This window comes from Chloroflexota bacterium (assembly GCA_014360905.1).
In the GTDB taxonomy this organism is placed as follows: Bacteria; Chloroflexota; Anaerolineae; order UBA2200; family UBA2200; genus JACIWX01.
In genome coordinates, this window is the sequence record JACIWW010000004.1 from 129,814 (window position 1) to 156,668 (window position 26,855).

Annotated in this window: 23 protein-coding genes and 1 tRNA gene; 12 read left to right on the top strand and 12 right to left on the bottom strand. The window is 51.3% G+C overall.

The genetic code is table 11. The annotated features are described in order from the left end of the window. From ygfK to H5T67_03180, 4 genes are all read right to left on the bottom strand, one after another. Positions 1 to 3,327, bottom strand: a complete 3,327-nt coding sequence (gene ygfK, locus H5T67_03165; protein ID MBC7244321.1) for a putative selenate reductase subunit YgfK — start codon at positions 3,325 to 3,327, stop codon at positions 1 to 3. Between the two features lie 79 nt (positions 3,328 to 3,406). Beyond that, positions 3,407 to 3,646 carry a hypothetical protein gene (locus H5T67_03170; GenBank protein ID MBC7244322.1) on the bottom strand — a complete coding sequence of 80 codons (240 nt, stop codon included), beginning with the start codon at positions 3,644 to 3,646 and terminating at the stop codon, positions 3,407 to 3,409. Positions 3,647 to 3,676: 30 nt separating this feature from the next. Then, on the bottom strand, positions 3,677 to 5,002 hold the full coding sequence (ssnA, locus tag H5T67_03175) for a putative aminohydrolase SsnA (GenBank protein MBC7244323.1): 1,326 nt from the start codon (positions 5,000 to 5,002) through the stop codon (positions 3,677 to 3,679). 2 nt (positions 5,003 to 5,004) lie between these two features. Then, positions 5,005 to 5,907, bottom strand: a complete 903-nt coding sequence (locus H5T67_03180) for an MBL fold metallo-hydrolase (protein ID MBC7244324.1) — start codon at positions 5,905 to 5,907, stop codon at positions 5,005 to 5,007. 256 nt (positions 5,908 to 6,163) lie between these two features. Here H5T67_03180 and H5T67_03185 point away from each other — a divergent pair, with 256 nt between their 5' ends. From H5T67_03185 to H5T67_03215, 7 genes are all read left to right on the top strand, one after another. After that, positions 6,164 to 7,204 carry a hypothetical protein gene (locus H5T67_03185; GenBank protein MBC7244325.1) on the top strand — a complete coding sequence of 347 codons (1,041 nt, stop codon included), beginning with the start codon at positions 6,164 to 6,166 and terminating at the stop codon, positions 7,202 to 7,204. Positions 7,205 to 7,447: 243 nt separating this feature from the next. Continuing rightward, positions 7,448 to 8,251 carry a PIG-L family deacetylase gene (locus H5T67_03190; GenBank protein ID MBC7244326.1) on the top strand — a complete coding sequence of 268 codons (804 nt, stop codon included), beginning with the start codon at positions 7,448 to 7,450 and terminating at the stop codon, positions 8,249 to 8,251. Beyond that, on the top strand, positions 8,244 to 9,788 hold the full coding sequence (locus H5T67_03195) for a fused MFS/spermidine synthase (GenBank protein ID MBC7244327.1): 1,545 nt from the start codon (positions 8,244 to 8,246) through the stop codon (positions 9,786 to 9,788). The genes H5T67_03190 and H5T67_03195 overlap by 8 nt, the downstream gene beginning before the upstream one ends. Continuing rightward, positions 9,785 to 10,459, top strand: coding sequence for a TIGR01906 family membrane protein (locus H5T67_03200; protein MBC7244328.1), 675 nt, complete (start codon positions 9,785 to 9,787; stop codon positions 10,457 to 10,459). The genes H5T67_03195 and H5T67_03200 overlap by 4 nt, the downstream gene beginning before the upstream one ends. Positions 10,460 to 10,532: 73 nt before the next feature. Continuing rightward, positions 10,533 to 11,171 carry an HD domain-containing protein gene (locus H5T67_03205; protein ID MBC7244329.1) on the top strand — a complete coding sequence of 213 codons (639 nt, stop codon included), beginning with the start codon at positions 10,533 to 10,535 and terminating at the stop codon, positions 11,169 to 11,171. 378 nt (positions 11,172 to 11,549) lie between these two features. Beyond that, positions 11,550 to 13,097 carry a S1 RNA-binding domain-containing protein gene (locus H5T67_03210; protein ID MBC7244330.1) on the top strand — a complete coding sequence of 516 codons (1,548 nt, stop codon included), beginning with the start codon at positions 11,550 to 11,552 and terminating at the stop codon, positions 13,095 to 13,097. Between the two features lie 80 nt (positions 13,098 to 13,177). Then, entirely contained in the window at positions 13,178 to 13,507 is a 330-nt protein-coding gene (locus H5T67_03215) for a TraR/DksA C4-type zinc finger protein (GenBank protein ID MBC7244331.1), read from the top strand. A 76-nt stretch (positions 13,508 to 13,583) separates the two neighbouring features. Here H5T67_03215 and H5T67_03220 read toward each other — a convergent pair whose 3' ends face one another. Then, positions 13,584 to 13,988: a hypothetical protein gene (locus H5T67_03220; protein ID MBC7244332.1), complete on the bottom strand. Its 405-nt coding sequence runs from the start codon at positions 13,986 to 13,988 to the stop codon at positions 13,584 to 13,586. 174 nt (positions 13,989 to 14,162) lie between these two features. Here H5T67_03220 and H5T67_03225 point away from each other — a divergent pair, with 174 nt between their 5' ends. Next, positions 14,163 to 14,990 carry an N-acyl homoserine lactonase family protein gene (locus H5T67_03225; GenBank protein ID MBC7244333.1) on the top strand — a complete coding sequence of 276 codons (828 nt, stop codon included), beginning with the start codon at positions 14,163 to 14,165 and terminating at the stop codon, positions 14,988 to 14,990. Between the two features lie 14 nt (positions 14,991 to 15,004). Here the strand turns inward: H5T67_03225 and H5T67_03230 are convergent, their stop codons facing one another. The 7 genes from H5T67_03230 to H5T67_03260 all read right to left on the bottom strand — a co-directional run bounded on the left by H5T67_03230 (position 15,005) and on the right by H5T67_03260 (position 20,292). Then, the gene (locus tag H5T67_03230) at positions 15,005 to 15,592 is read right to left on the bottom strand and encodes a hypothetical protein (GenBank protein ID MBC7244334.1); all 588 of its coding nucleotides are present in this window, start codon (positions 15,590 to 15,592) and stop codon (positions 15,005 to 15,007) included. A gap of 44 nt (positions 15,593 to 15,636) precedes the next feature. Beyond that, a complete protein-coding gene (locus tag H5T67_03235) occupies positions 15,637 to 16,386 on the bottom strand; it encodes a hypothetical protein (GenBank protein MBC7244335.1) in 750 nt (249 codons plus the stop codon). Positions 16,387 to 16,437: 51 nt separating this feature from the next. Beyond that, complete coding sequence (locus tag H5T67_03240; GenBank protein MBC7244336.1) at positions 16,438 to 16,863, bottom strand: hypothetical protein; 426 nt, start codon at positions 16,861 to 16,863, stop codon at positions 16,438 to 16,440. Next, positions 16,860 to 18,569, bottom strand: coding sequence for a hypothetical protein (locus H5T67_03245; protein MBC7244337.1), 1,710 nt, complete (start codon positions 18,567 to 18,569; stop codon positions 16,860 to 16,862). The genes H5T67_03240 and H5T67_03245 overlap by 4 nt, the downstream gene beginning before the upstream one ends. 59 nt (positions 18,570 to 18,628) lie before the next feature. Then, positions 18,629 to 18,865, bottom strand: coding sequence for a hypothetical protein (locus H5T67_03250; protein ID MBC7244338.1), 237 nt, complete (start codon positions 18,863 to 18,865; stop codon positions 18,629 to 18,631). A gap of 113 nt (positions 18,866 to 18,978) precedes the next feature. Beyond that, a tRNA-Val gene (locus H5T67_03255) sits at positions 18,979 to 19,051 on the bottom strand. Positions 19,052 to 19,290: 239 nt separating this feature from the next. Continuing rightward, the gene (locus H5T67_03260) at positions 19,291 to 20,292 is read right to left on the bottom strand and encodes a dihydrodipicolinate reductase (protein ID MBC7244339.1); all 1,002 of its coding nucleotides are present in this window, start codon (positions 20,290 to 20,292) and stop codon (positions 19,291 to 19,293) included. Between the two features lie 243 nt (positions 20,293 to 20,535). Between H5T67_03260 and H5T67_03265 the strand changes: the two genes are divergently transcribed. The 4 genes from H5T67_03265 (at position 20,536) to H5T67_03280 (ending at position 26,714) form a co-directional block, all read left to right on the top strand. Further along, on the top strand, positions 20,536 to 20,967 hold the full coding sequence (locus H5T67_03265; GenBank protein ID MBC7244340.1) for a hypothetical protein: 432 nt from the start codon (positions 20,536 to 20,538) through the stop codon (positions 20,965 to 20,967). A gap of 90 nt (positions 20,968 to 21,057) precedes the next feature. Beyond that, positions 21,058 to 22,242 (top strand): DNA polymerase IV, encoded by a 1,185-nt coding sequence (gene dinB, locus H5T67_03270; protein MBC7244341.1) that lies wholly within the window; start codon positions 21,058 to 21,060, stop codon positions 22,240 to 22,242. A 47-nt stretch (positions 22,243 to 22,289) separates the two neighbouring features. Next, on the top strand, positions 22,290 to 25,043 hold the full coding sequence (gene polA, locus H5T67_03275; protein MBC7244342.1) for a DNA polymerase I: 2,754 nt from the start codon (positions 22,290 to 22,292) through the stop codon (positions 25,041 to 25,043). 3 nt (positions 25,044 to 25,046) lie between these two features. Then, positions 25,047 to 26,714 (top strand): arginine--tRNA ligase, encoded by a 1,668-nt coding sequence (locus H5T67_03280; protein ID MBC7244343.1) that lies wholly within the window; start codon positions 25,047 to 25,049, stop codon positions 26,712 to 26,714. The last annotated feature ends 141 nt before the right edge of the window (positions 26,715 to 26,855 follow it).

Genomic DNA, 26,855 nt, shown 5'->3' on the forward strand with positions numbered 1-26,855 from the left:
CTATCCATGAGGAAAAGGTAAGAAGGGCAGAGAGGTAGTAACGCCATGAAGAATCACATACATTTCTGCCGCTTCAATCGGAGAGAAAGCCCCTTGAAATTCTTGTTTCAATGCCATTGTCTTGAGTCGGAAGTCAGAAGACGAAAAAGTCATTTTCAACCGATCATTCTCAAAAGCCACCTCATTTGCTCCGTCAGTTGTAAAGAGATGTGCTTCCTTCCCATTTTCTCGCCTTCTGATAACCCACCCCTTGTGCATTCTCTCGATGTAGAAAGCATTATCCTTCTCCAACGCGAAATCACCTGCATTGAAGAACAGCCTTGGCTTTTCGCGATAGGGTTTTCCTTGGTGCACACAGAAGGTAGCGCAGTTACCGCACTCATTGCAAAAATCGTCCACATGAATAATCTGCCGAACTTGCTCGAGTTGAAACAGGCGCTCCCCTGATACAACCAGCTTGCCATTGTGGCAGGAGAGTACAGGCATTGCTGCCTTCATCGGCGAGATGATGAAGTAGGTGTAATTGGCACGGTTGGGGCAGACCTCTACACATTTGTCACAAAGGGTGGAGCATTGCAGGCAACGAGCGGCTTCGTTACGCGCCGCATCCTCGCTCAGCGTTTGCTCAACTAATTCAAAATCATTACAGCGGGCAACGTAGGGTGCCTCAGGTCTATGCGGCATTGCTTTTCTGGCACGAGCGCGTTTGATCTGCACAATCTCTGTCTCCGAGAGCTCCGCCACTCTGATCGGCAACCACTCAAAGTGGATGCCCAGCTCGGTGCAAATGGCTTCGGCAGCACGCTGCCCGTCGGCGCACGCCTCTATAACCGTAGCCGGCCCTCGCACGGCATCACCGCCGGCATATACACAGCCCGCCTGTGTCTGTCCTGTCTGGGGATCAACTGCAATAGCTCCATCTGGACGCAGAGAAACCGCGCTGCCATCGAGGAAAGCAATGTCCGGTCTTTGGCCAATGGCCACAATGATGGCATCGGTTTCGATCTCGAACTCGCTCCCTGCGATTGGGATTGGCTTCCTCCGTCCATCTGCCTCGGGATCGCCTAATCTGTTGCGCACACACTCTAATCCAGCCACTCGTCCGTTCTTCACGATGACCCTGGTGGGGGAGGCAAGTTCTATCAATGTGTTGCCCTCGGCAAAAAACGCTTCTTTTTCTTCCTCGGTAGCCGGCATCTCGCGTTCTGTTCGCCGATAGACCACTGTTACCGGTTTGCCTGTAATCCTTCGCGCAGTCCGAGCAGCATCCATCGCGGTGTTTCCACCACCGATGATGAGCACTTTAGAGCCCAGGTTCGGCTTCTCCCCCCACGCTACTCGTTCCAACAAATCGAGGGCAGCAAAGATGCCGGTAGCCTCTATTCCTTCGATTGTTAATGGGACATCCTTTTGGAAGCCACAGGCGATGTATACAGCATCAAAACCCTGCTTGAGCAGCTCTTCCGGCGGCGAGGTGATGGGGTGAGAAAGCTCGATGTTGACTCCCATCCGGGTGATGCGCTCGATGTCCTTCTGCACAATAGATGGGGGCAGTCGGAAAGAAGGGGCGATCGTCAGCATGCCCCCGGGTCTATCTTTGGCTTCATAGATGGTTACCTGGACGCCGTTCAAAGCTAGGAAATACGCTGCAGCCAGCCCAGAAGGGCCACTGCCAATAATTGCAACCCTTCGGCTACGAGTAGAACTAGCCTTATGCTCATTTTGTTCCTTCACTAGCATCGCAGCATTGCCTCTCTCAGCGGCAACTCGCTTGAGCGCCCGAATTGCCACAGGCTGTTCGTAATTGTTGCGGGTACAGCGGATTTGGCACAGGTGCGTGCAGATATACCCAGTTACGCCTGGCAGTGGATTGCGTTTGAGCACAACCTCAAGCGCACGATCGTACTCTCCCTGGGCAATCCACCAGATGTACTCCGGCACATCCTGATGCACTGCGCATTGCTCCTTACAAGGTGCTGCAATACAGTCAAACAACCCCAAGCCCGACTCAACCTTCGGCAGCCCGTACGGGTGATAACTCTTTTTATAGCGGAGATCCTGCAATGCATCGTTGGCTGCTTTCTCCAGGTTGGCCAGTTTGTCTCGGGCGAGTTCCTCCAAGCTGGCGACGCCTTGGTCATGCATCGCCTGTTCCAGATTCTCAAGAGACTGGAGAAGTCGAGAATAGCCGCCCGGTTTGAGCAGGTCAGTAACGGTCGTGACCGGATAAGCACCAGCTGCCAGGATCGTGACCACGTTAAATGCATCTGCCCCTGCCGAATATGAGACGCGCAAGTCGCCTTTGAATTCTTGCGCTAATTTGTGGAATAGGTTCATAGTGATGGGGTAGAGGGCCCGTCCTGACATGTACATCTCGTCTCCAGGGAGAAGCCCCTTGTGGTTAGCCATCGCCAGTGTATTGCTCAACTTGACCCCAAAGGTCAGACTATGCTCAGCCGCCACTTGTTGTAGCGTCCGAATCAATTCCACGGCGCGCTCGTATTGCAGATCATGTTCGAACACAGCATCTGGAATTTGAATCTCACGGAAACCAAGATGTTCATGGAGGATCTGCATCACCATGTCTTTGCCCAGCAAGGTGGGGTTTAATTTCACTGTAGTGTGCAGTCCTCTTTCCTCCAGCAGATAGCGTACAATCCGTTCGATTTCATCTGGTGGGCAACCATGCATCGTGGAAAGAGTGACATTGTTAGTCAATTGAGTTGGGATCTCAATGTCGGCAAACTGGGGGAAATGTGTGCACAGGATATTCTGGATCTCCGCAATCTCCTCGGAAGCATCCACCATCCGCTCCATAAAGCGCGTCATGGGTGAGCTTTGTATTCCGTTCAAGTTATAGCCAACGCTCATGTTGAAGATGGTTCCAAGGGGGACCTTGCCCTCAAAACCAAGCAGTCGGTGCAGGATATGAATTAGCACCCATGCCTTGATGTATTCCCGTGCGGACTGATCCAGTTTGAGTTCCTGCGACCACTCGACGTTATAGCCCTCATCCTCCATGTCAATGCATGGGCGAGGAATCTCGAGCTCATCCATAATCTGCACAGTCTTGAGTTCGATAAATCGTCCGCCCGAAAGCCAAGCACAGACAATGTTCTGTGCCAACTGCGTGTGTGGTCCTGCCGCTGGGCCGATTGGAGTAGCCAGGTAATGCCCAAACATATCCTTTACCGCATACAGGCTATCCTTTTTGGGTATGTAGAACAGAGAGCGGTGAATGCCAAAGATGGATTGGTTTCCCTCGAATTCTTTGAGTATCCAACGAAGTAAAACATCGAAAGGTTGGACACGCATTTTGTCAGACATGCCCCCTCCTATAGGCTGGCGATCTGAAATGCATATTATGGCTTGATACTCGATACGGCAATTAGAGTCTTTGTCCTTATTAGCCTTTCCTCAATGCTACGTCCTCTTCAACTTGCACAACGGCTGTGGCAATGGCCCAACTGACCAGTCCCCAAGTTCCTCCGCAGAGCACAATCGCCAGCAAAATATTTGGTAGAGATAAATTGTTTGCCCGCCATAGACCCACAAGGGTCAAAACAATTGCCAAGATGGCGAAAAAGAGCCCTACCTTAATGGGGCCGCTTAGCCGGCCTTTTCGTCCTTTCGTTCGCTGTGCCATAAGTTTATTTCCTCCTAGCGCTCCGCGCTTCTACAGCCGCTGCCAGAGCTTGGCTGCCAGCTCACGAGCCTTCGCCCCGATCTCCTCTTCATCCAACGTCTTCAACTCGCGTTTGTGCATGAGTACTTTGCCCGCGACGATCGTCGTGCTCACGTGAGCTCCATCCACACCGAAAATGATGTGCCAAGGCAAATTCCCCTCCGTCAGCGGTGTGGGGGGAACATAGTCCAGGAACACGATGTCAGCATAAGCACCCGGTGTGAGCTCTCCCAGTGGTTTAGAGTAGAAAAGCCCGGCCGTCTGCGCATTGTGCTGCACAGCCATTGTCAAAACCTTATCCGCACCAAGTACCCGAGGGTCCTCGCTAGCCAGCTTGTGCAATAGATAGGCTGTTTTCATTTCGCTGAACATATTGTTCGAGAAGCCATCGTTGCCCAGACCAACCTCGATACCATTCTCCAACATCTTGGGCACATTGGCCACCCCGACGGCGTTGTTCATGTTGGAGCGCGGATTGTGCACTACCCGCGTGCCTGTTTCTCGCAGGATGCCCATCTCGTGGTCGTCTACATGAACGCAGTGCGCAGCGATGGTTTTGGGTCCCAAGATACCGCGTTGGGCTAGGCGTTCCACTACACGCTGGCCATACTTTTTCAGAGAATCGTGCACGTCCGCAATACCTTCTGCGACATGAATGTGGAATCCAGCATTGAGCCCCCTCGCCATCTCGACCGCACGAGCCAACGTCTCGTCTGATAAAGTGAGGGAGGCATGCAATCCAAAGGTAGCGGCGAGCAATCCTTCTTTGCCTTTCACGCGTTGAATGAAGCGAGCATTCTCATCCAAGCCTTCCTGCATCGCCTCTGGCCCATCTCGATCCGAGACCTCGTAGCACAGACAACACCGTAACCCCGCTTGAGTCACTGCCTCCGCGATGGCATCCAGCGAGTAGGTGATAGCGTGTGGGGAGGCGTGGTGGTCAAGGAGCGTGGTCGTGCCATTGCGCATGGCATCAATCAGACACACGAGAGCGCTATAGCGGATGTCTTCGATGGTGAGTGCCTTGTCCAAACGCCACCAAAGGCGTTCCAGGATTTGCGGAAAATCGGCTGGCGGCTCTCCTCGCAGGCTCATGCCCCGCACAAACAGGCCATAGAAATGGGTGTGGGCGCAGATCAAGCCGGGCATCACAAGCTGCCCCTGTGCATCAAGTGTATCCTCCTCAGGATACCGAGCTCTCAAGTCTGGGGTAGTTGAGACGTCTGTAATTGTGTCGCCTTCGATCCGTAATGCACCATCGGGTATGATACGCGGGTTTGCTCCAAATGTCACCAAAATCCCATTAAGGATTAGCATTTTCACTCCTTTCTACAAGTACACCAAAGCAAACGATTGTCTGTGATCTGATACGTTATCTGGCCACTGTTGCTCAGATGGCTCAAATAAGCGTGGAGCGTTGGCAATAAAAGATAGTATTCCCGGATATTGCGGATCTTGATCCCATAGTGCTGACAGGCAGCTCTCAAAAGACTACTGACTTCAGCGGGTGCTTGAGCGAGGTAGTTCTCGATAAAATTCAGAACATCCATTATTTGTGCGATATTGCGCTTGATAAGGCCGGCAATATCGCGTTCGAGTTGACCATGCCCCAATACGTAATACGCACAGGAATAATGGCGCAGTTTTTCCAGGCTTTCCAGGCGCTTGGTAACGCTATAGGCGTACGAAATAGCCGTGTTCGCTAATTCCGCTTCTCCAGCCAGAATATCCCCCGTGAAAAAGACATCGTTCACAATATAGCCGGTATGACTGCCCGTGTGACCTGGTAGGGGTACAACCTGCACTGTTATCCCAGCAATCTGGATTTCACCTTCGGTCACTACCACATCTGTAACACAAGGTTGAGGGGCAAAGCGAGGCGTACCTAACTCGACAATGGGTTCAGCCCCACCAAATACACACATAGCACCCCATACAGGACGCTGTAATACAATCGAATCATACACAGGAGCATAGACTTTAGCACCGGTATGCTCGACTAGATAAGCATTGCCTCCCACGTGGTCACCATGACCATGGGTGTTGAGAATGGCCACCAAATTGAGGCCTTGTTCTTCCAGAATCTGCAACAACAATCGTCCAGAACGCTGCCCAACTCCTGTATCAATCAGGAGAGCTTGCTGTTCCTCGCCTATAATGAGGCCAATGTTGCTTGCACCAGGTAGGTAATAGACGTTATTAAGGATATGTTGTAGTGGCAAAGCTTCGTCCTCTGCGCTGAGTGTTCACTCTACTGAAATTATACAGGACGCCAAAGCAAAAAGCAAGATGGATACCTTTCGGGCGGTGCACTTTAAAGCTGATGTCCTGCTAAGCCGGTGGCTTTCTTATCACGCTGCTCTATCCCCGCATCCCGATATTTACCCAAGCTTGCAGTAGGACCTATTCCAATCATTTGGAAATGCGGGGTTTTTAGGTTATAATTATTCAACTTTTGAAGATGAAAGGAGAAAGAAAATGAGAAGAGTTCTTGGTACGTTGATATTGGTCATGCTCTTGCTTATGGTCGCTTGCGCTGGTCCAAAGGAACCCACTCCTACACCGTTGGTAAAGGCCACGATGACCGCGCCCAAGCCCGCGAGCATACCAACTACAGTGCAACCTACAGCAGAAGCTGAGGAATATAACTTTGGACAGGCGACCGGCCTGGCTGGCCTGAATAGTTACCGCATGCATTACACCTTCAAATGGGAAACTATGAAGGCTGGGCAGAAAGAGACTGGTTCCTGGGATGTGCTCGAAGAGCGGGTGAATCAGCCATTAGCACGCCGCCTAGTATGGACGAGCACCAGCGCGGAGGAAACGAGTACACTCGAAGTGATTCAGCTCGGGCAAGATAGTTACTATATCAACACTGGGTCTGGCTGGCTAGCCATGACCACCTATGGTGAAGATCTCTTTGGTGGCAATCGCTTCTTGAGCGACCCATTTGGTGTGATTTCTGGAAATAGGGGCAAGCTAATGCAGAGAAATGTATTGGTCAACGGTGTGCCCACCAACCGCTATGTCTTTGATGAGAGCACTCTTGGATCAGCCGTCGGCCTTGGCGTTATTGCCAAGGCCAGTGGTGAAGTATGGGTATCTACAGAATTCAACGTAGTAGTCAAGTACACAGCGCATTACGAAGGCAAAAACCTGGCTATTGGCGGTGGTGATGAAGGCGCGTTTGACACGACCTTTGACCTCACCGATATCAATAAACCCATCACCATCGAGGCACCGGAGGGGGTGAAGCCCGCTATGCCTGTAGATATCCCGATCATAGACGGCGCTACCGAGCTCAGCGCAATTTCTGGCTTTATCAGTTTCAAGACCACGAAGAGCGTAGAAGAGGTCAGCGCTTTCTATGCCACTCAAATGCCTGCCAATGGTTGGAATAAGGGCGAGGAGGCAATCCCCGGCATGATGTCCTTCACTAAAGATGGCCGCACCGCTCAGATCATGATCCAAGTCGAAGAAGGCAAAACCATGGTCGTAATAATGACGGGTGAGGAATAGCTAGCAAGTCTGACAGGTACTGACACGGCTCACAGGGACAGGAAAGCACGCTTTCCTGTCCCTTGTTTTTATAGCGGCATGATAGCGAGCCCAGACAGAGGATCAAACTACTAACTAAGCCTAAGCTGTATAGTTACTGCTCTTACCAGTACTGTTTCGGCATGACCCATATCATCATTGCCTTGCCTTTTCCCTTGAAGGATGATATACTGGTAAACGTCCAATCCCAGGTGAGACACTGACATGCACAAACCGCCTGTGAAACCCATCTTCCTATCTCCACATCTGGATGATGCTGCTCTATCCTGTGGTGGTCTCATCCATCAACAAGCGCAGCAGGGAATAAGACCACTGGTTATTACCTGTTTTGCTGGCGTGCCGGACTACTGCGTGCTCTCACCTTTTGCGGCCTGGCAACATCAGCGCTGGGGGGAAGTGCGTGATCCAGTTGGACTCCGACGCAAGGAAGATGCTATGGCGATGGCTTGTCTATGTGCAGAGTACGAACACTGGGATTACCTAGACTGCATTTACCGCTGCCATCCTGTTACTGGCGAGTTTTTCTATACTGCTGAGGAGGCCTTGTTCGGCCCAATAGCGAGTGAGGAGCTCTATCTCATTGACGAATTGGTTGCGCGTCTGAAAATAACCCTTTCTATTGAGAGTACGCACCTTTATGCACCCTTGGCTGTTGGCCAACACGTAGACCATCAAATTGTATTTCAAGTTGCGCTCCAATTGCGGCGTCTTGGCTTCACAATGCAATATTACGAAGACTATCCCTATGCCGAGGATAGCGAGAGCCTTGCCAGCGCTCTTGGCTCATGGCTCTCTCCTCCCTCGTCTTTCGTCTTGGCACTGAGTGAGGAGGATATAGAGGTTAAGATCGCTGCAATCCGACATTACCGTTCACAACTTGCCATGCTATTTGGCGATGAATTCGCTATGGCAAAGCGTGTCAAAACACGCGCTTTGGCTGTGGGTGCTGGCCATGGCTATGGAGAGAGATATTGGCAAGGAGGCATAAAGGAAAGACGGGATGCGTAGCAAGCGATTTGTCCTACACTTGCTGGTTCTCATCGGGGGTGCAGCCACGATGGGCGTTGAGATGTGTGCCTCGCGCCTGCTTGCTCCCTACTTTGGCAATTCGTTGCCGGTGTGGGGGCTCCTGATTGCCTTGATATTGGCATACCTGGCGTTGGGTTATTTCATTGGCGGACGGCTTGCTGATAGCCATCCGCAGGCGAGCTTATTGTATCGGCTATCGGTTTGGGCGGGTTTCACCATTGGATTGATTCCCTACCTAGCTCGCCCTATCCTGCATTACTCCGTTATTGGCTTTATAAACTATCAAGCTGGAGCAGTATTGGGTTCTTTGCTAAGCGTCCTAGCACTATTTGCCATACCTTGTATTTTGTTAGGTTGCATTTTCCCCTTCGCGATACGCCTCAGCATCGATCAGGCATTATCCAGCGGGAACGTAGCTGGACGCATCTATGCTTTATCCACCATGGGCAGTCTCCTGGGAACTTTTAGCAGCGTTTTTTGGCTTATCCCCACCTTCGGCACTCGTCGCACTATATTTGCCATTTCACTCTCGTTGTTGACCACTGCCATCATCGGACTGTTCCAAACTGCTGGGCGTCGGGCGCTGCTTTATATTTTGTTATTGGCCTTTATTGTGGCACTCCAGTTGCTACCTCAGGGAGCGATCAAGCCAACGGAGGGTTTGATCTATGAGATGGACTCGGCATACAACTATATCCAGGTGCTTCAGAATGGGGAAGAGATTGTCCTCAAATTGAATGAGGGAGAGGGCATCCAATCGGTCTATCATCCGCAACAGATATTGACCGGGTACGTGTACGATTACTTTCTCCTGGCTCCTTTCTTTAGAAGCGGGCAACCTTCACCACCCGTAAGCAGCTTATGTTTGATTGGCCTGGCTGGAGGAACGACGGCACGGCAATACAGTGTGGTATTCGGGGCGCTCCCGATAGATGGCGTCGAGATTGATCCTGCCATTATCGAAACGGGGCAGCGCTTTTTTGGTTTGAACCTGCCCAACTTGCATATCGTCGTGGAGGATGGGCGTTATTACCTGACGTACAGCAGAAAAGTCTATGACGTGGTTATCGTGGACGCCTATTGCCCTCCCTATATTCCCTTTCAATTCACCACAGTCGAGTTCTTCCAGCAAGTCCGTGACCATCTTACCACCGATGGTGTAGTCGCTATCAATGTAGCACATACCGAGACAGATTACACCCTCGTAGAAGCCATCGCCAGCACTTTGAAAGCTGTCTATCCCAACGTGTACATCGTGGACACACTGAGCAATCTCAATAGCGTTGTGATTGCTTCGCGTCAGCCCAGCGATCTCGCTACTATCCACACTAGACTCTCTAGCCTGAATGATCCCATTTTGAGCAACGTGGTTTCCCGTGCTGCAGGTCGCATACACGAGTTTTTCACACCCTATGCACTCACACTCTGTGATGATCATGCTCCTGTGGAACAAATCGTGCACATGAGCATTGTTCGCTATTTTCTTGGCCAACCAAGTCGGGAGGTGGAGTGGTGAAAACCTCAGTGTTTTTCAGAATTGCGCGCACCTTGTTCCTAGTGTGCACTCCTCTACTGCTTCTCCTATCCAACCTGTACTTGCTGGCTACTCCCACCTTTATCCGCTATGAGTATGGTAAGCCGAATTTTCCGCCTGCGACTCGGTACGGCGACGCCGAACGCCTTTCCTTGGCGGAAGCGACATTGTGGTACCTGCGCTCCAACGAAGGCATTGATTATCTCATGAACCTATGCTTGCAAGGACAATCCGTTTACAACGCGCGTGAGATCAAACACCTGGTGGATGTAAAGCGAGTGATGAGCACTGCTTTCTGGATACACCGGATATGCGCTCTATTATGGGGAGTGACCGCTGTCTTTGTCTGGCGTCACCCTCACGAGAGGAGTGGAGCCCTGCGGGCCATCTACCAGGGCAATCTGGCGCTCTTTCTGTTGTTGTTCGCCATCGGCGTCTTGGCCTATGCTAATTTCGATCTGTTTTTCACCGCTTTCCATCGTCTCTTCTTCGAAGGAGATTCTTGGCTGTTTGCCTATTCAGATACACTGATTCAATTGTTTCCAGTGCCATTCTGGATTGATGCCACCTGGATGCTGGCCCTGCTGGCGATGGGCGAATGCCTCATCATAGGTTTGGCAGCTTTCACCTTGCTGCGCCGTTTACATGTCTGATTAGGACAGTAAGACAAGCTCATCTGGTGGCGTAGGAATCCCTCTAATATTTGTTTCGCCTGAAAGGAGCTGGATGATCAGCATTGAAGAAGCCCGGTCTTATTACTCCGGGGTGGATGCTGCGCATAACTTTGATCACGTTCTGCGCGTTCTGAAGCTAGCCGAGCGCATTTGCGAAGCGGAAGGTGCGGATATGGAAATCCTTCGGGCTGCTGTTTTGCTGCACGATGTGGCACGTGTCGCAGAAGATGAAGGCGGACCATGCCATGCCCGTGAGGGGGCAGAGCGAGCACGGGCAATCCTGGCTGGCCACCCAGCAGAGAAGGTAGAAGCAGTTGCCCATGCCATCGCGACCCATCGCTTCCGTGACTCAGCTATCCCCCAGACATTGGAAGCGCGCATCCTTTACGACGCAGATAAACTGGATGCTATTGGTGCGATCGGGGTGGCCCGTGCCTATGCTATTGCTGGACGGCATGCGCAAAGGCTATGGGCTGAGGTGCCTCGAGACTATGCCCGACGAAGTACGGACGAAGCGCGCGGAGATGTAGCGGACGCACAGCACACGCCAGTCCATGAATATTTCTTCAAGTTATCCAAACTCAAGGACACGCTGTTCACTGCAACAGCACGAGCAATTGCCAGTAGCCGTCACGATTTCATGGTCCAGTTCTTTGAGAGATTAGAGCGAGAAGTAAAGGGCGAGCTATAATAGTGGCCCACGCCAATTTGCGGGTTATTGACAATTGTCCATAGATAGTGTAGAATATCATCGTCTTAAGCGTGATCAATAATAGCAAATGATTCTAATTGTCAAATCTTTGGCCGTTCGGCTACGCCGGGGCCGGACTAGGAACTGTACACTGTTCAGAGTATTGTTGGGACAAGGAAAACTCTCATTGGCATAGTGATGTAGCGGCATCGCAGGGAGAGTAGAGGCGACTGTTTTCTCTGATCTTGTGTGGATCCGCATTGGTTCATGGCGGGTCTTGTAGATTTCTGGCACTCGGTTTCCGACTGCATTTGGCGAAGCTGAACACCGAGTGCTTTTGTTTCATGAAGGCAAACAAGGCATTATGGAGGATATTACATGAGCAACGATCTCGCTCCCGTTGAAAAGAGATCCGGGCCACCAGGAGGGGATCAGCATACTGCTGACCTGTCGGCCGGATCAACAACGGAGCAACAATCGCGTCCCTCGCCGTCCGCTCACCAAGTGATAGAGATTCCCCCGACGGGGAACTCAACCATTGTGGAGCAGCAAGCCTCTGCCAAAGTTGGGCCTGAGCCGATGGCAATCAAGCCTGCTCAATACCCGACTGAAGAGGAGGTGCCCTCCGCAGCACCTGTTAGCAATACGCAGGTACAATCCGCTGCAATGCAGCAAGTGATTCCTGACGAGTATACGTATATGCGGCCTAAACGAGGGGAAATACGTTTGGGAAAGATTATGGTCATCAGACAGGACAGCATACTGGTAGACCTGGGTCTCAAGCACGAAGGTGTTATCCCTGTAGAAGACTTGCAACGGGTGGGTCAAGACGTGATAGGGTCCGTTTCTATTGGAGATGAAATACCGGTTTATATCCTCAGACCCGAAGGTGGGCCGGAGGGCAGTATTCTCGTTTCCTGGTACCGCGCCCGGCAAGAGCAAGATTGGCTCGACGCGCAACGGCTGTATGAAACAGGTGAAATTTGGGAAGGAAAAGTCAAAGGCTACAATCGAGGTGGGTTGATTGTACCGTATGGCAAAATCCGCGGATTTGTTCCCGCTTCACAGATCACGGGTATATCACGCAATATGAATACAGCCAACCTACAGGAACGATTAGCCAAGATGGTGGGACAGAGCTTACATCTCAAAGTGATCGAAGTCGACCGCCAAAACCGCCGCTTGATTTTCTCTGAGCGCACAGCGCAACGCGAGTGGCGCACCCAGCAACGTGAAAAACTGCTTAACGAGCTGCAAGAAGGAGCCCGTTTGAGAGGTGTAGTGAGCAATATCTGCGACTTTGGAGTTTTTGTTGATCTGGGCGGCACGGATGGCTTGATCCACATCTCCGAATTGTCTTGGCATCGTATCAAACATCCCAGCGATCTGGTTAAGATAGGCCAGGAAGTGGAGGTTTACGTACTACGCGTCGACAGAGAAAATAAACGGATTGCGCTGAGTTTGAGACTAACGGAACCAGACCCCTGGCAAGTTGCCATGGAGAAGTACAAGGTAGGGCAAGTGGTAACCGGTACGATTACCAAGCTCATTGCTTTTGGCGCCTTCGCCGCGCTTGATAACGGCATCGAAGGGCTAGTTCATATCTCTGAACTAGCAGAAATTCCACCCAAACATCCCGGCGAGGTAGTCAAAGTAGGCGATACCTTACCTATGCGGGTTGTAAAAATAGATGGTCAACGGAAGAGAATAGGGTTGAGCCTGAAACGCGTTTCGGAAGAGGAAAGGGCTGCATGGGAGGAACAGCGCATGGCAGAGGCTGAATCTGAAGAGGAGGCTAAGCCCAGCGAGGAGGTACAACTCGCAACGCAAGAGTACCCTGCAGGGACAACAGCAGCTGAATTCTCTGATGAAATCCTGCCCGAAGGGCCCTCGCCAGACGAGGATGAAGATAAACCTCCTGAGTAAAATGCGGGTATCCACACACCTTCTTCGTGCAGTTTTTGTCAAGAATACGAGATAGCAGTAGCAAGGGGGGCAATTCAGTGATGCTTGACCTTGTGAGCACCAAAAAGAGGCTGCAAGAACAACTGAAAGAAGCACTGAAAGAACTCGAGCAATTGGATCAGCGGCTGCAACAGAAAGCAGACTATGGGCATGGCAAGGGAGACCCTGCCATCTATGAATGGGAATTCACCCTAGCCTTGCGTCAACAAGCTCAAGCGCGCGTAGAAACGATTCGCCAGGCTCTGCAGAAATGTGAAGAAGGACGTTATGGAATCTGCGAACGATGCGGAGAACCCATAGATCCGGAACGTCTGGAGATACTCCCGCTAACAACTTTGTGCATCAAATGTGCTCGAGCCAGTCGCGCTTGACTTCTCTATCAAAAATCGGCTGCCCAGAGCATGAGCAGCCGATTTTCTTTTCCTCTTAACGGGTATCCTATTAACCTTAACTTTTTTCCCTCTGACCAGCCAATATCGGATATAGGGCGACAAAATCTGCCAAAACGATCAATCCCCACCAGTATTCAGCTAGCGCTGCGATTGCTGATGCCGCTAATGCTAGGACTCCTGTAGTTATCCCCGTACGTCGGCTAGGGCGTGGCCTGAAATACACGAGCAAAGTGATTAACAAGCCATAGACAATAGTCATCATCCAGACAAAGAACAAGGCTGTGTCTTTGGTAAGGGGAATCACTCCTTGGGGATATACGTAAAAGACAGGAGCCTCGTTCACAAAGTTTACGTGAATGCGTCGGATGATAGTGAGGAAAAGCATAGTGTATTGACCTATGGCAGCCACAGCTCCCCAAAGCAAACTTGTCAGTACCTTATCTTTTTGCGAAACTGTCACGGAGGTCATCCTTTTCTACCTTCCTTGTCGAAACGTAATCAGCCATGCATTGTTCACGCTAAAAGTGAAAAAATTATAGCCAAGTACTGCATCTTTAACAAAGTTGCCACAGCATGAAATGCTGTTATAATAGGCAACATCAATGGGAAAATATCTCTGTGGATAGAGCGGACCATGCTCAGGTTACACATTTTCAATACCGGCTGGGCCTCTGTGCAGGAAAGACAACTTTATGTAGGTGGCAGCACTGCTACGCGCACCTTGCCGGTGTTATCTTTCGTTATTGAACACCCCAAAGGCTTGGTTGTTTTTGATACTGGGCTCAACGCTTCTCTTGCTCTCCGCCCAAGGCAGTACGTAGGCTGGCCAAGCAATCCTTTGCTCCCATTTCGCTCCTCGCCGGGGATGAATCTTTCAACCCAAATGAGAGGCAGGGGACTGCCACCCGAAGAAGTGGCCTGTGTGGTGCTTTCTCACTTACATTACGATCATACAGGCGACCTGCGCGCCTTCTCCAAGGCGCGGCTTATCGTGGCTCGGCTAGAATGGCAGGCAGCACAGTCACCTCTTAGACGTTTCAAAGGCTATCTGGACAAAGAGTACAGTGGACTAGCTTTTTCCTTAATAGACTTTCCCCTGTATTCAAACCGCACGCCCAATAATGCCCTACAAGGCCAGTATGGTTGGGACTTGATGGAAGATGGCAGCCTGATCCTGGTGCCAACATTTGGGCATACCCAGGGTCACCAATCGCTGCTTGTCTTCCTCCCCTATGGAGTGATACTTCTCGCTGGAGACGCCGTGTATGTGCGCGAGGGTTATGCCAGACCTGCAACACAGCCTCATGCACAATTTCCCGAAAGTGCCTGGCGTACTCTCATCGGCATACGGGCACTGGCAAAAGGCGAGCCCAATGCCATCATTTTGCCCACGCACGATGACAGTGTACTACATAGGCTGCAGCGACCTGACATCGTAATAGACGTCGTGCGCATAACCTGATAGGGCCATATTGCCTATCCATTATCCGGATAGAACCCAGGTTTGCACAGTACCTCCATAATACGCGTGTCGAAGAAGGACTGTACATTCGCGGGAAGAAGCACAATCGCAGTGTCTGCTCCACGTCCTGTGCCGCCAATGGCAATGGCTGGCTCACCTACCTGGATGAGACCAGCATCGGCAGCCATCAAAGCAATCTCACAGGCTACCTTCATGCCCTCGCCGAAAATGCGCAGAGTATAGGCAACAATCTCCTCTAGTTCATAAGTCTGCAGTTTCTTACGCACAGCACGCCCAATTCCACCGAAGGCATGTTGACAGGTCAGGATGCGCCCGCCATTGGCTTCGATGAGTTTGCGATTTTCATCGCTCAACTCCTGGTAGTTGGGCTTTGTGAAACCGGTGCAATGCGTTACTGCGATGAGATTATAGCCCTTGAATACCTCCGAGGCCCGCACACCAGTCTGTCCAGTAGTGGTAGCCACTACAATAGACTTGATGCCAAGCTGTTCTGCGCGCGCTTTAGCAATTTGCAAGACGCGCGCTGTATTCCCTTCGCCCGGCTCTTGAAAATAAGTGCATGGAATGGTTGTTTCGTCCATTTTTCATCTCCTGAGACTGAAAGATAGGTGTGTTTGGAATGCATTTACGGCATAGCATCATCATTTTGTTCAGAAGAATGCATGCGCAATCCAGCACGGAAAAGATTGATCTTGACTTTGGGGTATTCCTGCTCCAGCATGCGAATCAAATCCTTCATCAAAGCGCGGCGTGAGTCCAGGCTATGGGCGCAAGAAGTAGCTTGAAGTGGAAAGGCACAGGCTTGCGCAAAACGCATAATCCTCTTTTCGGGCAAATAGATCATTGGGCGAATGAGTGTGAATTGCCCGCCGAAAAATGGTCGCTTGGGATACAGTGTCTCGACCCGGCCGTGAAAGACCAGATTGAGCAAAGTCGTCTGCGCCGCATCATCAGCATGGTGCCCAAATGCAACTTTATTGCATCCCAAGCGTTGAGCGGCCTCAAAGATTGCCTTCCGGCGTAGGTATGCGCAACGAAAACAATCGTTGGGTCGCACACCTACGTCAACGACTTCCAGAGTCTCCAGATGAACATCCACTCTCTCCAAAGCATCGCGCGGATCGACCTCGGTGCACGGCGCTCCATCAGCTTTGTGCATTCTAACATGCACTGCTATAGTCTCGTATCTCTCCAGGGCACTCTGCTGTCTGAGCAGCAGCAAGTACAGCAATGTAAGGCTATCTTTACCACCAGATACAGCGACTGCAATGCGATCTCCGTCTGCGATCATCTGATAATCACGGATAGCCTTGTTCATGCCTTTCAGCAGATAATAGGCTAGCCTATCTTTCAGCGAGAGATCGCATTTGCCCATGCCGCTATACCTGCACAAAATTGGGCTGGCCTAGAGGCCAGCCCTGCTCATTCAGCCAGATCCATGAACTGGCTTGATTCCCTTGTAGATCTGCCCCCGTGTCAACAAACGCAAGATCGTCTCCGGTGGCTGCTTGTCTATACGCTCGTGCAATTCAAGGATGGAAAGTGGCTTGTTGCCATTGGCTAAAAGAACGCGGAAAATACTCTCGATAAGCGGCGTATCCGGAGTAATATAGTCTGGCTTGGTACTGCAACAAGCACGGATAGCTTCCCATACTGCATCCACTCTGGTTACTTCCGCTGTCTCGGGATCAATCAGGTCCACCATCTGTGTCTCCGGTGTATCAGCGAGAGTTTTGCTGCACTCTGGACATAGCAGCTCTTTCATTAGCACTCGGATGTCTTTGTTTTGTTTCTCCCACCAAGAGAAATCGATATGGAACTTGGTATTAACAGTTGGTTTCAGCAGTTTCATGGATTGTGACCTTCGTGGTTGAGTCCATAAGGATAGACTTGATCGATGATCAAATCTTGGCGGCGTGAGCTTGGACGACGGCTCATTTCCTCTGGTGTATTATAGATGGTACCGCGCAAAGATTCATCATACACCCAGTTGCCATCGCCAACGGGGTCGAAACAAGCATGACGGGTCAGTTCGGCAAAAAGCGGGACCGCGCCACAACGTCGGGTCAAGTTCACGGCGGAATAAAGTGCTTTGGCATGCACAAGACCCTGTCCGCTTAGCTTGGCCAATTCAGGAAAGATCTCGGTAAGATAATCGAAGAGAGGCGGGGCTTTTTCAGCCGCGTTTAGCCATAGGCGATCTAGTTCTTCCACTGGACCTTCATCAATGAGCAAATGCTTATCATAGCGGCAGGTGTAGGCTTTTTGCTGCACACTAAAGGTCAACCGATTGTTGAAAACCTTTGCCTCTTTAATCCATTCGCGCCTGCGTTTCCCTTCCTCGTAGCTAATAAAGAAAGTGAAGGGCTCATTTCCACGGCGAAGCTCAATGACGCTACCAATGGGTAATCCGTGGCGGTGATACCATTCCCCCAGTCCCCATGCATATCTTTCCGCGGGCACCATCCAACCTGGTATCTCTTCCCTGGTTCGTTGGTCAATGAAAGTAACCATAAATCGCTCGGCTGGGATCTCTGGCAGCAAGCTTAGCGCTTGAGGAGTAAGAGGTAAAGTGCCCTCACGGCGGTGTGGGTAGATCAAGAGAATCTGCGCGCTGTCCACACTGCCAGGAGCCATAGCAGGCATTGTCTCAAGTTGATCCGCTTCATCCTCGATTTCTGCCACAAAATCGTGCAATTCACGGTTCAGCCATTCGCCTCCCTGCGCGCGGTATAGCGGTATTAGACGTGTTGGCTTATAGAGCGCACTCGCTGGCATCAAATTAGCCAGGTACCAGGTTGCTTTGTCTCCAGCACCGATTTTCACAAAGCGCTGATCTTGGCTCAAAGCATAGCCCAAGGCGTAAGCCTTAGCTGATGCATTCGCTTCTGCCGGCAATTCTACCTCTTGAAGCAATTGAGTGATGCTCAAAGGACGCCCTTGTACATCGATCATGGCCTCAGCAATGTTCAAATGAAATGGAGTAACCTCAGGCATCAGTCCACGAAGGAACCACTGTCCGTCAAAATGAACGAATTCAGCGCTTTGCTGCAGCGCCACCTGCAATCGTTCACGCACAGTTGCCCCATACTGCTGATACAGTTGCTCTGGTGACAAAAGACCAGCGCTCTCTTCAAACAGCGCCGCACTCCGATTCAAAATATGGTCCTGCGTCAACTCTGCAGCAAACTCCCTGGGTGTGCTTTCATTTTCCAATTGTACCTGGATCACACGAAAGGAGCCATAGCGTGGATTGTGCCCTTCCCGAACCGACAACACCTCGCCAGAAGCGTAATCAAAGACAGGAAACACAAGCCGCTGGCCAATTTCATATTTATCTCGCGGCTGATAGATCGTACCTTTTCCAGAACTTGATAGCGCTTCTTCTTCCCTTTGGCAGCGACGCTCAATAATTCTCAAACAGAGTTCGTCAATACTGCGTGGTTCGTTTTCTTCCACAAACCACTCGTAAAGGTATTCTATATCCTCCTTGTGTACAGCAAACTCGCTGAGCCAATACTCAGCCGTCTGGGTTTGCCGTTTCTGTTGAAAAATCACTAGCCCTCCATATTATGTCCAAAGATAATCAGACTCACTGCTTCACACCAGCACAAAATTTAAGTTCGTTCTTTGGTAAACAGAGCGTGGATATCAAAAAGAAAGGCTTTACGTTCTCCACATTGGCGGCAGATCACATCTACCCGATCGTAGTGCCACCCGTGGGCATCCTGCAATAGGGCCTGTATGCGTATCTTCCATTGCCCCCCGCACACCGGGCATGGATGTGCTGCCAGATAGTTATGTTCTTCATTTACACTATTGACCGGTATAGCCCCATTATAATCGATCGACATGATCCCACCCCAACATGAAAAAGGCCTGAGATATGCAGACCTATCGTGCTCAGGCCTTTCACAGCAAAGCCTGTTCGTAGGCAATCAATCTATATGGTGATGACTTCATAACATGGGCGAAACAGGACTCGAACCTGTGACCTTCTGAATGTAAGTCAGACGCTCTCCCAACTGAGCTATTCGCCCTTTCATCTTTTATTATAGTAGTATGGCCAGTCTTTGTCAAAAACACGCTGCGCTGAACCTTGGGCATGAGTTGGGACATTCCCGTAAGATCTCAATTCTCTGCCACTCTGAGTGGAGCAAAGAGACTCCAAGAGACTGGGTTCTTCGCCGCCGCGTGGTACAGAACAATACTTCGAAGCAATAAATCAAGTGGCTGTCCGAACGAATGCCCTAACCTTAGGGATATTGTGCCAAGGATATCAGAGTCCAATGCTGCTAAGCAACGGCATATCCAGCATAGTGCGCAGGCCAGGAGCCGCAGTCAAAATGCGGGGGATGGCGTTGACGACAATCGCTGCAGTAGCTATATCCCCTTGTACCCCTCGCAGAGCGGAAGATACCGATTCAGGTCCCTCTAGATCTATAAAGTCGCCAGCATCGGGCGCTTGTAGTGCCATCTTTAACTCAAGCGTTATACGTTCCTGACCAGCCACATAACCTCGTACGATCTGGTGCTGACCCTGCACTCGTCCTGCCGCCACTGAACCCAAAGCGCTGTCCAGAGCACAAGGAGCAATTACCGGGTCCAAAGTTTGTTCTATCCGTTCCGCCTCCCACTTCAACCCAGCAGCAATCATCGCCACAGATTCAGGTAAACCAATGTGGCCCAATCCTCCTGCTGCTTTGCGGGCTGCAAATTCCTCTGTGGTCATATTGACGCCCACTTTCTGCTGCAATTGCTTGCGGCGAGTGGAAAGGTCTACTACACGACGCACGCGAACCCTCGTAACTGATGGACAAACACCTGAAAGGATAAGGACAAGAGTGTCCATAATAAAACCCGGGTTAATGCCCGTTCCCAGAATGGCGATGCGATTGCGCCGAGCTACTTCGTCAATCTGCTGCGCTTCCTGCGGGTGGTGGAACCAAGGATAGGAAAGTTCCTCACAAGTGGAAATGACGGGTAGTCCCGCTTCGCCCAAGGCCACAAATTGCGGCAAGATGCTTGCCAGGTGCGAGCCCGTGGCATGCAATGCGACATCGGGTTTGCATTTTTCCAACGCTGTAGCGAGGTCCTTTTGCACAGGAACGCCCACTGTTCGCCCTATTTCGGCTACATCCCCGAGGTCTTTTCCTGCTTTGGCAGGGTCGATATCTACTGCCCCGACAGATACAAGGTCAGGCCTAGAGGCCACCACCTGGGCAATGCGTATCCCAATGGGTCCCAGTCCGTAATGCAATATACGAATCGGTTCAGACACGGTAACTCTCCTTTATGAGTGGTTTGTCGTGATGGTTATTCGAGCAACGCATAGATTATACCACAACATTTTGGTTAAGTGACACGGTGGTTTGAAAGACTGGGCTTTGTCGCCTATAATCTGCATGGTTCTATAGTTTGTTTGCAGATATGTCTAGATAGCCGTGTCGAGCAAGAGCCTATTTGGGCTGCGTAGCTAGAAATTACAGGCATAGATCGTGCCTACTGGAAGGAGAATATACTCATGAAACGGAGCGCCCTTCTCACAGTGCTCTGCCTATCTGTAGTGCTGCTGTTTGCTAGTTGTGACCAACCCCGTCGCTCAGCAGTGACGCCTGGCACTCCTCTGTTGACCTTCGAACGCAGCGGTGGCATCGCCGGTTTTCAGGACAGGTTGGTTATCGGCTATGGTGGCGAATACTATTTCGTACGCTCCGGACGCCCCGAACGTATTGGTTCGCTTCGTTCGGAGAAATATGCCCAATTGGAGAAGTGGATGGAACGCGTTGCGCCCTTTACCTTGAGATTAGAGGACAATCCAGGTGGGCCAGATAACCTCGTTCGCCTGTTGGTGTGGACCGGTCCGGGTCGAGCAGTGCCCGATGAGGCGCAACAGCGAGAAATCCTGAATTGGGCCAGTGGTCTGTTAGATGAGCTCACCGTCTCAATAGATTAGGAGCAGTGTTGATTCACAACCTGGATGGGTAGGCTGCGAGGAGAAGCAAATCCCATAGACGGAGAGATACCTCGGATGAATTTGTGAGGGATGAACTTGGGTACTGAGATCAGTCCGCGCCATGTGATTCATGTGGATTTGGATGCCTTCTTTGCTTCGGTGGAGGAATTGCTCGATCCTTCTATTGCCGGAAGGCCCATTATCGTGGGTGGCGACCCGACTAAACGAGGCGTAGTCGCCTCTGCCTCCTATGCTGCTCGCGCTTATGGCGTGCGTTCGGCCATGCCGATATCGCAAGCGCTGCGCTTGTGCCCCCAGGCCATTGTGCGCCATGGCCACCGCGAGGCGTATGAATCCTATTCCAGGCGGGTGATGGCTATCCTGGCTGAGTACACGCCCCTGCTAGAGCAGATCTCGATAGATGAAGCTTTTCTAGATGTGACGGGTTGTGACCAGCTCTTCGGTCTACCAGGAGAGATAGCACGGCGCATTCAACAGCGCATCCTTTCCGAATTGGGTCTCCCTTCGTCTCTGGGTGTGGCGAGCAACAAGTTGGTAGCCAAGGTAGCCTCCACTTTGGCCAAGCCACGCGGCCTGCTTGTCGTGCCACTAGGTGAGGAGGCTGTTTTTCTTGCTCCCTTGCCTATTGAGCGCCTATGGGGAATCGGCGAAGTGACTGCGGAACGATTGCGCAAACTTGGTATCCAAACTATTGGTCAATTGGCGGCACTGTCTGATCAGCAGATGAAGATGCTGTTTGGTTCAGCAGCCGACGAAATGCACCGGCGTGCTCTGGGTATAGATGACACTCCAGTAGGTGTTGAGACACGACGCAAGTCAGTCAGCCAGGAGCATACTTTTCCACGCGATATTGGGGATGTAGACGTATTGCGCCGCTACTTGCTGGAGATGAGCGAAGAGGTAGCAGCACAACTGCGCAAGAATGGCGAATGTGCACGTACGATCGTGCTCAAAATGCGTTATCCCGATTTCAAGACGATTACGCGACGGGTCACGCTGGTGCAACCTACAAACCTGACCGAAGTGATCTATGCCCAGGTCACAGCATTGTTACAGCGAGAATGGAAGAAGGGCGACCTGATACGCCTGATTGGTCTGGGGGCAATGGGTCTTGTACAGGCGCAGCAGCTCGAGCTTTTCGAAACGCCCTCAGAGCGGCTGACCCAACTGAGTCGAGCAGTGGACGAAATCCGCAGCAAGTATGGCGACCATGTAATCCGTCGAGCTTCCCTACTAAAACTCGATGAAGAATAGCTTTAACATGGGGAATGCAGTATAATGCAAAATGAAGGAGTAAAACAATGCCAGAAAGACCGCTGATGGTGCTCTTAGATGGCAACGCCTTGGTACACCGCGCTTATCATGCCATTCCACCGCTGACAAGCCCGGACGGCGAGCCGACGAATGCTACCTATGGCTTTACTTCTACATTGCTCAAAGTGCTAGACGAACTCAAACCACAGTACGCTGCAGTAGCTTTCGATGTGGGACGCACTTTCCGGCATGAACAATATCCAGAGTATAAAGCTACACGAGTAGCGATGCCAGACGATCTGCGGGTGCAACTTGACCGCGTCCGGGATGTAGTTGAGGCGTTTAACCTTCCCAGCACAACGATGGAGGGTTATGAGGCTGATGACATACTAGCCACTCTCGCCCAAAAAGCGGTAGAGCAAGGCCTGGATGTGGTCATTGTCACCGGTGATACGGATACTTTTCAACTCATTGGCCCTCACGTGAAGGTGTTGTTGTCAGGACGCAAATTTACGGATGCTAAGATGTATGATGAGGCTGCTATTCGCGAACGGTACAGGTTGGAACCAGAGCAACTGGTAGACTTCAAGGGGCTAAAAGGCGATACCTCAGATAATATCCCAGGCGTGCCTGGCGTAGGCGATGTCACCGCCACGCAACTTTTACAGCAATTTGGTAGCATTGAAAATCTGTATGCCCATCTCAATGAAGTGTCTGCCAAGTTGCGTGAGAAGTTGGAAGGGAAAGAGGCAGATGTCCGCCGCGGCAAGGAGCTCGTTCGCTTAGTTTCCGATTTGCCCATTGACCTCGATTTGGACAATTGCCGACTCAGTGCCTATGACCGCTCAAAAGTAACAGCACTGTTTCGTGCGTTAGGCTTTCACAGTCTCTTGCAGAGGTTGCCCAAAACGGAAGAACAACCTACGGCCCAATTACCGCTATTTGCTGGGCAAGCAGGGGTGGAAGTTGAAAAGCCCGCGTTGGGGCAATATCACCTGATCAATACCGAGGAGGGCCTGCGTAATCTGGTTGCCAAGATACGCGCGCGCGGCGCATGTGCACTCGATACTGAGGCCAACTCGCTGCGTCCGGTGGAAGCCGAATTAGTGGGGATAGCCATAGCCTGCCAGGAGGGTGAAGGCTACTATATTCCTATAGGTCACACGCCACAGGTCTCCTCTATGTCGCAACTGCCCATCGAGTTTATCCGTGAACAACTTGGTCCAGTTCTCGCTGACGCGACTATCGCCAAGTACGCGCACAATGCCAATTACGACCTCATCGTGCTGAACCAGCATGGCATAGTAGTGCATGGCCTGCAATTTGACACGATGGTTGCTGCCTATTTGCTGGATCCCTCAGGACGCAATCTGAGTTTGAAAGGACTTGCCTGGCAAGAATTAGGTGTGGAGATGACCACTATTGCGGAGCTCATCGGCAAAGGCAAGAACCAACTGACTATTGATCAGGTCGCTATCGAGCGCGTGTTCCCCTACGCGGCTGCTGATGCCGATATGACCTTGCGTTTGGTTGCACGGCAAGAGGCACAACTAAAGGAAAAACAGTTGTGGAAGCTATTCACTGACATTGAGATGCCCTTGGTTTCCGTTTTGATTGATATGGAATGTACAGGCGTTGCGCTAGATGTGGATCTATTGAAGAGAATGTCTCGGGAACTGTACCAACGCCTCAATGAACTGGCGCAACAGATACAGCAACAGGTGGGTTATCCCTTTAACATTAGCTCCTCCCAACAGTTGAGCGATGCCCTTTTTATCAAGCTCAGGCTGCCCACCACAGATATCCCGCGCGGGGCGTCAGGGTACTATTCTACAGCAGCCGAGGTACTAGAACGATTGAGAGGTGTGCATCCGGTCATTGATTTGATTCTGGAACACCGGCAGCTCTCCAAGATCAAATCCACTTATGTAGATGCCCTTCCTCTGATGGTGAATCCGCGCACTGGTCGCTTGCATACTTCCTGGAACCAGACGGCCACTGTAACCGGACGCATTTCATCCAGTGAGCCAAATTTACAGAACATTCCCATCCGCACGGATATTGGGCGACGTGTGCGCCAGGCCTTTATCGCACAGCCGGGCTGGAAGCTGCTCGGTGCTGATTACTCGCAAGTAGAATTACGCATCCTGGCTCATGTCTCTGGTGATGAGAATTTGTTGGCCGCCTTCCATCGGGGAGAGGACATCCACGCCAGCACAGCGTCACGTATACTTGGTGTTCCCATTGAGCAGGTAACGCCAGACATGCGCCGTCTGGCCAAGACCATTAACTTCGGTCTAATTTACGGCATGAGTGACTGGGGGTTGGCTGCACGGACTGAGCTCTCACAGGAGGAGGCTGCGCAGTTTATTACAAAATACTTTGCACAGTATCCACGCGTACGGGAATATCTGGCACGCATCAAGCAACAAGCGGCTGAGCAGGGCTATGTCGAGACTTTGCTGGGTCGGAAGCGGTATTTCCCCGAGTTAAAGTCAGGGAGTAAGGCGCATGGCAGTCTAAAAGCTGCAGCACTGCGCATGGCGATCAACCATCCCATTCAAGGTACTGCAGCAGATATCATCAAGATTGCGATGACCCATCTGCACGATGAGCTGGGAAAGCATAACCTGCGCAGCAAGATGATCCTGCAGGTGCATGATGAGTTGGTGTTGGAAGTGCCGGATCACGAGCTAGATCAGGTTAGCTCTTTGGTCAGGTCTGTGATGGAAGGTGCCTATCCACTGGATGCTCCTTTGAAAGTGGATATCAAAATAGGACAGAATTGGGGTGAGATGTGAAACGTGATCAGGGATGAGATAGCCAAACTAGTTCACAAAGCCATCGAAGAAGCACAAAAACACGGCAATCTGCCCAAGTTTGATATCCCTGAGATACCTGTGGAGCGACCCAAGCAGGAGGGGCACGGGGACTTGGCAACGCCAGTGTGCTTGCAGTTAGCCAGTCTAGCGCGTATGGCACCGTTGCATATCGCTCACATTATTGTACAGCATATGTCTCTCTCGGATAGCCTGGGCAACGTTGAAGTAGCTGGGCCTGGCTATATCAATTTTTCTCTTTCTCCCAGCTGGCTAGCTCGGCAGGTAGATGTGATTCTGCAGGCTGGCGATAGGTATGGTGATATCGAACTAGGTGGGCGACGCAAGGTCCAGGTTGAGTTCATCAGTGCTAATCCTACTGGCCCGCTGCATATTGGCAGCGGTCGCAATGCGGTCGTTGGAGATGCTTTGGCCAATGTACTTGCCGCAGCGGGGTACGATGTACAACGCGAGTATTATGTAAATGATGCGGGTACGCAGATGGGATTGTTCGCAGAAAGCCTCTATGCTCGTTACGCCCAAGCGCTGGGTCAAGATGAGCCATTGCCTGAAGGGGGGTATCAAGGCTCCTACATGGTAGAGATGGGTCAGCGCGCTGCCCGCGAATACGGTCCACGCTTTCTGAACATGGAACGCTCCGAAGCCTTGAAAGCATTGGGTGACATTGGCCTTGCCTACACCTTGGAATCCATTCGCGCTGATGTAGCCTTGATGGGCATCCACTTTGACCGCTGGTTTTCCGAGCGGACGTTGTATGAGGATGGAACTTTCGAGCACGTGATGGCTTTGCTTCGTGAGCGGAACTATATCTTTGAGCGCGATGGGGCAGTGTGGTTTGCTGCCACCGCCCTTGGCGGGGATAAGGATGAGGTTATCATCCGCTCTGGTGGGGCTCCAGGCTATTTTGCTTCGGACATTGCATATCACTACAACAAGTTTGTGTGCCGTGGCTTTGATTGGGTGATCGATGTGTGGGGAGCAGATCACCAAGGACATGTACCGCGGATGTATGCCATGATGCGTGCATTGGGTCTCGATCCACAGCGCCTGTCCATTATCATCTATCAATTGGTCACGCTTAAGCGCAGAGGGGAAGTAGTGCGCTTATCCAAACGCACAGGTGATATGATCACTTTGCGCGAGGTGTTGGAGGATGTTGGCGCAGATGCCGTGCGCTTTTTCCTGCTTTCGCGGGCTGCAGAAAGTCAGATGGACTTTGATCTGGAGCTAGCCAAAGAGCATTCCAACGAAAACCCGGTGTATTACATCCAGTATGCACATGCTCGCATCAGCAGTATTTTGCGCGTGGCTCAGGAGCGCGGGCTGGAACGGGGAGATGGTGATGTCAGCCTACTATCTCATCCGATGGAACTGGCCCTGATCCGGCGCATGTTGATGTTGCCAGAAATCATCGAATTGGCTGCCACGAATCTAGCGCCACATCACTTGGCTGCTTATGCACTGGATTTAGCCAGCCAGTTCCATGTCTTTTACCGCGATTGCCGGGTGGTGTCTTCTGACCCGGCGGACTATGAGTTGACCCAGGTACGGCTAAAGCTAGTTCGTGCAGCCAAGATTGTTCTGGCAAAGACTTTGCGCCTGATGGGCATGACTGCACCAGAACAGATGTAGAGTTGTTGTGTGTAGGCGCGCAAAATCAAATGATAATGTCACTGACACGTGATGGTTCTATCAAATGATAAAGACACCAGGCTGCCTCGCTCCTTTCTAAGTAGGTATCGGTATGTGCAGCGTGTCCAACACGTTTTCGGT

Excerpts from the sequence above, each read along its gene's own strand:
- ygfK (MBC7244321.1), bottom strand. The coding sequence starts at position 3,327 with ATGTCTGACAAAATGCGTGTCCAACCTTTCGATGTTTTACTTCGTTGG.
- H5T67_03170 (MBC7244322.1), bottom strand. The coding sequence starts at position 3,646 with ATGGCACAGCGAACGAAAGGACGAAAAGGCCGGCTAAGCGGCCCCATT.
- ssnA (MBC7244323.1), bottom strand. The coding sequence starts at position 5,002 with ATGCTAATCCTTAATGGGATTTTGGTGACATTTGGAGCAAACCCGCGT.
- H5T67_03185 (MBC7244325.1), top strand. The coding sequence starts at position 6,164 with ATGAGAAGAGTTCTTGGTACGTTGATATTGGTCATGCTCTTGCTTATG.
- H5T67_03190 (MBC7244326.1), top strand. The coding sequence starts at position 7,448 with ATGCACAAACCGCCTGTGAAACCCATCTTCCTATCTCCACATCTGGAT.
- H5T67_03195 (MBC7244327.1), top strand. The coding sequence starts at position 8,244 with ATGCGTAGCAAGCGATTTGTCCTACACTTGCTGGTTCTCATCGGGGGT.
- H5T67_03205 (MBC7244329.1), top strand. The coding sequence starts at position 10,533 with ATGATCAGCATTGAAGAAGCCCGGTCTTATTACTCCGGGGTGGATGCT.
- H5T67_03210 (MBC7244330.1), top strand. The coding sequence starts at position 11,550 with ATGAGCAACGATCTCGCTCCCGTTGAAAAGAGATCCGGGCCACCAGGA.
- H5T67_03215 (MBC7244331.1), top strand. The coding sequence starts at position 13,178 with ATGCTTGACCTTGTGAGCACCAAAAAGAGGCTGCAAGAACAACTGAAA.
- H5T67_03225 (MBC7244333.1), top strand. The coding sequence starts at position 14,163 with ATGCTCAGGTTACACATTTTCAATACCGGCTGGGCCTCTGTGCAGGAA.
- H5T67_03230 (MBC7244334.1), bottom strand. The coding sequence starts at position 15,592 with ATGGACGAAACAACCATTCCATGCACTTATTTTCAAGAGCCGGGCGAA.
- H5T67_03235 (MBC7244335.1), bottom strand. The coding sequence starts at position 16,386 with ATGGGCAAATGCGATCTCTCGCTGAAAGATAGGCTAGCCTATTATCTG.
- H5T67_03240 (MBC7244336.1), bottom strand. The coding sequence starts at position 16,863 with ATGAAACTGCTGAAACCAACTGTTAATACCAAGTTCCATATCGATTTC.
- H5T67_03250 (MBC7244338.1), bottom strand. The coding sequence starts at position 18,865 with ATGTCGATCGATTATAATGGGGCTATACCGGTCAATAGTGTAAATGAA.
- H5T67_03265 (MBC7244340.1), top strand. The coding sequence starts at position 20,536 with ATGAAACGGAGCGCCCTTCTCACAGTGCTCTGCCTATCTGTAGTGCTG.
- dinB (MBC7244341.1), top strand. The coding sequence starts at position 21,058 with ATGAACTTGGGTACTGAGATCAGTCCGCGCCATGTGATTCATGTGGAT.
- polA (MBC7244342.1), top strand. The coding sequence starts at position 22,290 with ATGCCAGAAAGACCGCTGATGGTGCTCTTAGATGGCAACGCCTTGGTA.